This is a genomic window from Candidatus Neomarinimicrobiota bacterium, from assembly GCA_036476315.1.
Taxonomy (GTDB): Bacteria; Fidelibacterota; Marinisomatia; order Marinisomatales; family S15-B10; genus JAZGBI01.
Genome location: JAZGBI010000060.1, coordinates 1 through 6,245, shown reverse-complemented (window position 1 = coordinate 6,245; position 6,245 = coordinate 1). Strand labels below are relative to the sequence as shown.

Sequence of the window (6,245 nt, the reverse complement as noted above, 5' to 3'; positions counted from 1 at the left end):
TTGAAAATGCCAGGGTCTCACAGTCGTAAATCCCAAGGTCAAGAAGTTTCTGTCTAATGCTTTCCGTGTTCCAGCGATCAAAGTGCAGTGATCGAGAGTTGGGAAACTGGTTTTCAAAAAGGCCCGTGATTGTGTCCTCGACGTTGACGAAATCTATGGGATGGTTCTTCGTGGGTTCCCAGATCAAAATGATATCCACTATTGGGTAGCTCTCTATCGTAATGGTTTCCTCAATTTCTTTTCCAGTCTCTGGATCCCGAAGTCTTACTGTGAGATCCGTGATCGGGGTCGTCAATGGTTCATTGTATCCCCCCACAAGTACTAATCGATCTTTCTTCACCGCGAAGTCGCCGCCCCATCGCCTGTCTCTCTCATCTCCCTTGATATCCAATAGTTCAAGTGCGGTAAAATCGACCACTCGACCTTTCCCCCTCACTTTCACTTTTCGCCGGGTAATGGTCTTCTTGTACTGGACCGGTTGCGGCAAATTGGGGTTGGCGCAGTCCGCGATCTTCCCCATGTGAGGCATGAAAAACCCGAAAATGTTCGGAGGGACGATCGCTCGCCATCTTCGGTTCGCGTCGATCGGGTCCGTCTTGTAATCCCTTTCGTACTCGGCCTTCTTAGCTTCTCGATCCTTGGGGTTGAAAACGTAGGTATGGTACCACGCGGTCAGCACGCCTTCAACGATCTCCTGTTTGTTTTCTGCCGGGGCTTGGGAATAACGGTCGAAGAGTTCGACCAGCAAGTCGTTGGTCTCCTGCTCGGGATAGGCGAAAACCACTCCGAGCCGGTGGTGCATGGGGAATCGGGTCTTGGAGTTCGTGTAAGCCGTCTCAAATTGGTGCCGCGCCTTTGCGTACATAATGGGCGTGTTCGCTCTGGAGGGCTCATCCATGATGAAGATCCAAATCAGGTATCCCTCTACGGCCTGAGCCCGGGAGTCGAGACAGAAAACGCTAATTCCTCCCCGATTTGCGTGTCGGCTCGGGATGGTCAGTTGTTTTTCTTTGATGTTCCCCCTCCCAAATTCCTTAATCTGAAATCCCATATACTTGGTAAACCAGTTTTCTCCTGTTTCCGGGTCCTTCGTGTTCTTCATGACGGCAGTTAATCCCTTGAAGAACACGTTTCTGGCCTGCTGTTCGTTTACCTGGCTGAAGTTCAAGATATCAAATGTTTCGTACGGCTCAAGGTTGAAGTACTCGTGGGGGTCCCTCAGACAGCACCAGAGGTAAATGGCGTATACCACCGCGATCGTACAGGTAAAGTTCTTTCCTCCCCCCTGGCCTATTCTGAGGATGGCCTGTTCGATCTGGAAAAAGGTATGTTCCGGATCGTCACCAAAAGTGCTGTTCAGCACTTTCAGTTGTGCGTCCGAAAGAGTATCGAGACCCAGATAGTCGCTCGCGAACTCGAGAACTGGGACAGGTTGAATTGCCCAGATGTGGCTATCTGTTGCCGTCGATTGAGTCCCATCTGGTCCTTGCCTGAGCCGCAATTCTTTTTGCAAGCTCGTGAGTAATTCCCTTTCGAGGTATACGTTCATCACGTACAATCTCCTTCAAAACGCTAACGACTTTGTCAATGAATCGATTGATCAACTCCTCTCCCAAGATTTCCCTCGTCTCTTTTTCTATGCGCCAGTTTTTTTCAATCGAAGTCGAAATGGTATGCGATATTTTCAGTAGGGAACTTACCGTTTCGGCATCAACATGGCGCCCATTCTCTTTCATGTCGCTGAGGAATTCGAGAAGAAGGCCGGTCTGAAACAAAATCTGTGTCTCAATCAGTTGAACCTCCGGATTCTTTTCCGCCTCTTCAATTTTCCTTTTCAGGGAGGGGGGAGCATATTTGGAATAGAGTCCGTGTTTCACCGGAGTCAGTCCACCATGACACCTGCACACGTCTTTGCCCCGGATCGCGTGGGCTCTGCAGGGTGTTTTTCCATCCGTTCTTAGTGCTTTGCAACGCATATGTCGCTCCCAATGAGTGATTGGGTTTCATAGGTATCAAAAATGTCCGGTGTTTCATAGGTATCAAATTTCATTACTGAACGTCAGAGTCAATTGAGGCTGTGTTCTGGGATCCCACCTTGAGATTCCAGTTCACGCGCTCCAGAACACCTACGCTCGGCATGATCTCAACGTCGTCGCGGAACTCGATATCAACTGCATGAAGTTCCGGCTTCACGGCGGTTACTATGGCAAGCACGAGTCCTGGTGAATCGATCATCACGGCACCGTCTTTAAGAATTCAAGCCCTTGGTCACACAGCGTCTGTTTGTACTTGTCGGTGGCTCCCCTGGTGAGATCGAGAGACGTGGTCATGGGAATGCCGAACTGCCACTGGTTAGATACCGATTCCACATAATAGGTCATGTCTGTATCGCTCCGTTTTACTTTGTCTCCGACGCGGATGTCAGCATCTCCACGGATGGTCATGGCTCCTTCTTCGAGGCGATGGTTATCCTTGTTCCAGAGATATAGTTTGTTTCGATAGAACTTGAATTTCTCTATTGTACCACCTGAGCCAGGGACTAAATCCCGATTTTCAACGGGTAAATAATCAAGTCTCATGGCATAGTCCCGGCTTCCAACTTCGGCGTAGAGGTCTGGTTCGATCAAGGGAGGGAATGTCGTATATGGGTTCTCATTGCCGACAAAGGGGTCTCCCGGGAGTACGACAAAAATGGAGTACGCTCTGGCATGAGACCGCCGGAGATTCTCTTCGCGTACCATGTCCGGCGTTACGGTGTGATAGGATTCCCTATCTATCCAGTTTCTAATGTGGCGCCAGCCGATCGCCCCTGTAGCTTTTGATTTTCTCTCTATGATCTCTTCATCGCCGAACATGCCAAAAGGGGTCGGGCGCATTCTGAGGTAGAGCTTTCCATCTTTTGAGTCTGTCCACAGCTCGTTGAAGGGTGCAGCGACGTATTTACGGAAGTACTGGAACATGGTGCCGCTATATCCTGATAGTCCCATGTTGTAGATGGTCTCACCCTTTCTTCCAAACAGTTCCGTTCCGACATCGATGAAATCCTTGAGCACTGCCTCTTTGAGCTTGATCTCGAGAGCGGGAAGTTTTTCATAAAGCGTGGTAACTGCTTCTATTGGAGATTCGCCATAGAATTCCAACTTAATTGCTCCCTGCTGCAGCTGCAAATTTCGTTGTTGTAGTTTGGGGGGAAGATTGATCGCTCCCTTAAAGAATTTGATCAAATCGAAAAGCCAGATAGCTCCCAGGGATCGTCCCGTTATTCTCACCCTCCGCTGTGGCCCCCTATCTGACATGGTGGTGGGTTTGGATACTGTATCTATAATACCGACCATGGTGCTCGTTCTTTTTGATAGCCAAATATCCACTATGTCCAGCGGTTGGATCATTTCATAGTAGACGGGATTGCCTGCTTTGTCCCGTCGGTAAATAAGATCAATGTTGAAAGTTCCCGCTATCTCGTGAATGGAGTTCGTGGTTGTTATGCTGACCACGTTTTTTGTCGCGTTGAGATCCATAGCGTCCGCTCCACCCCCAATAGCAAACGCACGTCGTTTCTTCGTATGGAAGATGAGTTTGGCAAAAGGTCGGCGTGTTGTCCATTGCTTTGTCATGGATTAATCCAGATCCTGCTCATGTGTCTGCTACCTCAGGTTTAGATCGGAGTTGACTAATTGGCTCGCTCAGATCCCACGGATCGTACAGACCCGTGAGTCTCTTGCCGGAGACGGTTCCGAATTGAACCAGGTACTTGTTGCTTGATCGGTAATACGCCAGAACTTTTCCCGTAATCTTTTTCGAGGCTCTTCCGATGTAGACTCGGTCGCCTTTGACATAATCCCCGACTTTCTTCACTTTGTATCGTCCGGCAGTTCCGAGGTTGCGGCCATATCGAACCTTTCCTTGTCTATCGATATAGAACGTCCCTCCTCTAATCCCGGGGTGCCATATGAAACGGGCTTTGCCTTTCTTCAGCCCTCTGCGCTTCTGAAATTGCTGCTCGCGGTAGTCTAACTCTTTGCGTGCCATCTTTGGAGCCCAATCGGGAACGTCATACTTTATGGAGCGTCCTGCTCTGAACGCCAACCAATACAGGTAATCAGGGCTGACTTCAGGATCGCTCCATTTACGGTTTGCGTACTGGCCAAATCCAATTCTCCGTTCTCGGGTGGCAAATGTCCAGTTTCCGGGGCGCAGAAATCGACGCGATGCTATGTTGGCCCACTGTTTGGTCCGTTTCCTAATGATATCTCGCGACCGCTCCCTTGGTAGTCCGGCGGGCAAACTGTCAACAAAGATACCATCGTGGTACACCTTCCATCGATTTCCTTCTCTTCTAAACTCGAACTGCAATCCCTTGAGTTTCGCTCGTCTTATGTCCTTTCCAGCCTCCGGCTCTGAAACTCTCTGCCAGCGCTTCTTGCGAGGATCCTTCTTCGAGGGCCTGAGAGCCAGCCGTGATCGGTCCATCTTTGCTTTCGTGAGGATCACCATGCCGATTTTGTCAAATCCTTTCAATGGTCAGCGAAAGATCCTTGCCTATCCAGACACCAGAAAAGATACCCGAATTCCGGTAGCGCAGGCCTTTTGTGCTAAGCGCTTCACGTTCATGTCATTTCTTTGTCAGAAGTGGCGGCCATCGTTTTTTCTTCAAATTCGGTAATTGCCCTGTCCATTTGTTCGCCAAGAATCCGATTCAGAGTGTAGACACCATAGATCGCTCTGTCCCACTCCGTAATTGGCTCGGCGAGGACTTTCTCCAACACGAAATCATTGTGTCGGATGAGCGCCTTTATTTCAGTAAGTGTGTGACCAACTTCTTCGATGCAGTTCATTGCTGTTCTCCTTTCTTGTCTAACGCTGGGTTCTGATCTTGAGCTTAGATCTCATTGGCTTTGCAACGGTAGGTTGATCCTGTCACTTCCTACGCCGCTTTTTCAAGGCCTTCCGGGTAATTTCTCTGAAATCCATTTTGGACTTTTTTCCACCACCTTCAGGTGGCAAACCGGTGGAAATTTGGGGGGGGTTCGTCGGTGGTACAGCGGACTTAAAATCCGCTGGCCCAGAAGGGCCGTGCCGGTTCAAGTCCGGCCTCCGGTACTGAAGATCCTCGACGAGAAAGTAACAAGAACGGGGTGATTCCAGTCACCCCCTTTTCATTTCATAAATGTGAACAAATATGCATATTTTGACCAAAAGTTGTCGTACCTGAGTCATACCGTTTTTTCAGTATCGGTGTAACTTCAACAATATCGGAAGTTACACTGATAGTGAATAGGACTTGATATCCTTTGATGCGAAATCATGGTAATTTTCAAATGCCCCCTATTTCGGGGTGGGATCGACCATTAAATAGAAATCAACATATGCTTTTCAAGGAAGAAAAGGCTAATTGAAATACCCCTAGGGGGTGGGGGGTCTTTCACTGAAAGCTGACACTCATTGTAGAATAGTTTTCGTCAAATTGAGTCAAGCAGAGTCAAATGGTCAGCCGCCATCCTTTTCTGACAAGTCATTTCATCCTGTTGCAAGGGTTTGCAACAATGGGCAGGACTACCAATCCACCTCGCTTCAGGTGGCAAGGACCAACTCCAAAGCCGCATACCCAGTCTCGACCCATTGGACGCGACCCAGGTCTCGACCAAGCGTGATGGAATGAATGGCCACACACGTCGCCAGATAGCGTGACCGGGAAATCACCTCCGCGTCCAACTTGCCGGTGTAATGCGCCAGAACGTTTTCCAGCCAACTCTCCCCATACCAGGTGTACAGGCAGGCAAAATCTATCGCGGGGTCGCCTATAACAGCGTCGCCCCAATCAATAACCCCACTCACCCCTCCCGAACAAGTGTCAACTAGAATATGCGCTGCCCACAGGTCATTGTGGACTAGACTCGGCGACCCTTGGAATGACACAGGCGTATCTTTCTCAAGGTAGCGACGCAAGAGATCCAGATTCACGTTTAGACCATTCAGCATTCTCAGCTGTTCGCGGGACTTGTCCCGCCAGTGCGCAACCAGGTCACGTGCTTCCGCTACGCCCGCTTTTCTGGCTTTGTCAACAGGATAAGAGTGTAATCTTGCGAGGAATACTCCTAGCTGCCGTGCAACTCGATGCCGATCAACCATCTTCGAGGTATCACCACCAGTGCCTGGCAGTTTCCTGTATCCGGCAAATGGCCGAATTGAGCTTTCATGCGATTCACAGAAGTACTCGTAGCTGGGAACTGGCAGTGACACCCACT

General features: G+C 49.5%; 7 protein-coding genes and 1 tRNA gene. 1 reads left to right on the top strand and 7 read right to left on the bottom strand.

Features of this window, described 5'->3' with window-relative positions; all coding sequences use genetic code 11:
- From V3U24_05735 to V3U24_05710, 6 genes are all read right to left on the bottom strand, one after another.
- Positions 1–1,549 (bottom strand): hypothetical protein (locus V3U24_05735; protein ID MEE9166945.1); only part of this gene is annotated, 1,549 nt, incomplete at its 3' end.
- Positions 1,452–1,877 carry a hypothetical protein gene (locus V3U24_05730; protein ID MEE9166944.1) on the bottom strand — a complete coding sequence of 142 codons (426 nt, stop codon included), beginning with the start codon at positions 1,875–1,877 and terminating at the stop codon, positions 1,452–1,454. The genes V3U24_05735 and V3U24_05730, both read right to left, overlap by 98 nt.
- Positions 1,878–2,049: 172 nt before the next feature.
- Positions 2,050–2,235, bottom strand: coding sequence for a hypothetical protein (locus V3U24_05725; GenBank protein ID MEE9166943.1), 186 nt, complete (start codon positions 2,233–2,235; stop codon positions 2,050–2,052).
- Positions 2,235–3,614: a hypothetical protein gene (locus V3U24_05720; protein ID MEE9166942.1), complete on the bottom strand. Its 1,380-nt coding sequence runs from the start codon at positions 3,612–3,614 to the stop codon at positions 2,235–2,237. Before V3U24_05720 ends, V3U24_05725 begins: the two co-directional genes overlap by 1 nt.
- Before the next feature lie 19 nt (positions 3,615–3,633).
- Entirely contained in the window at positions 3,634–4,518 is an 885-nt protein-coding gene (locus V3U24_05715; protein ID MEE9166941.1) for a hypothetical protein, read from the bottom strand.
- 89 nt (positions 4,519–4,607) lie between these two features.
- Positions 4,608–4,835 carry a hypothetical protein gene (locus V3U24_05710; protein ID MEE9166940.1) on the bottom strand — a complete coding sequence of 76 codons (228 nt, stop codon included), beginning with the start codon at positions 4,833–4,835 and terminating at the stop codon, positions 4,608–4,610.
- A gap of 186 nt (positions 4,836–5,021) precedes the next feature.
- Here V3U24_05710 and V3U24_05705 point away from each other — a divergent pair.
- Positions 5,022–5,097 (top strand) — tRNA-Leu (locus V3U24_05705).
- Positions 5,098–5,571: 474 nt separating this feature from the next.
- Here V3U24_05705 and V3U24_05700 read toward each other — a convergent pair.
- The coding region (locus V3U24_05700) for a phosphotransferase (protein MEE9166939.1) at positions 5,572–6,245 on the bottom strand (674 nt) is incomplete at its 5' end.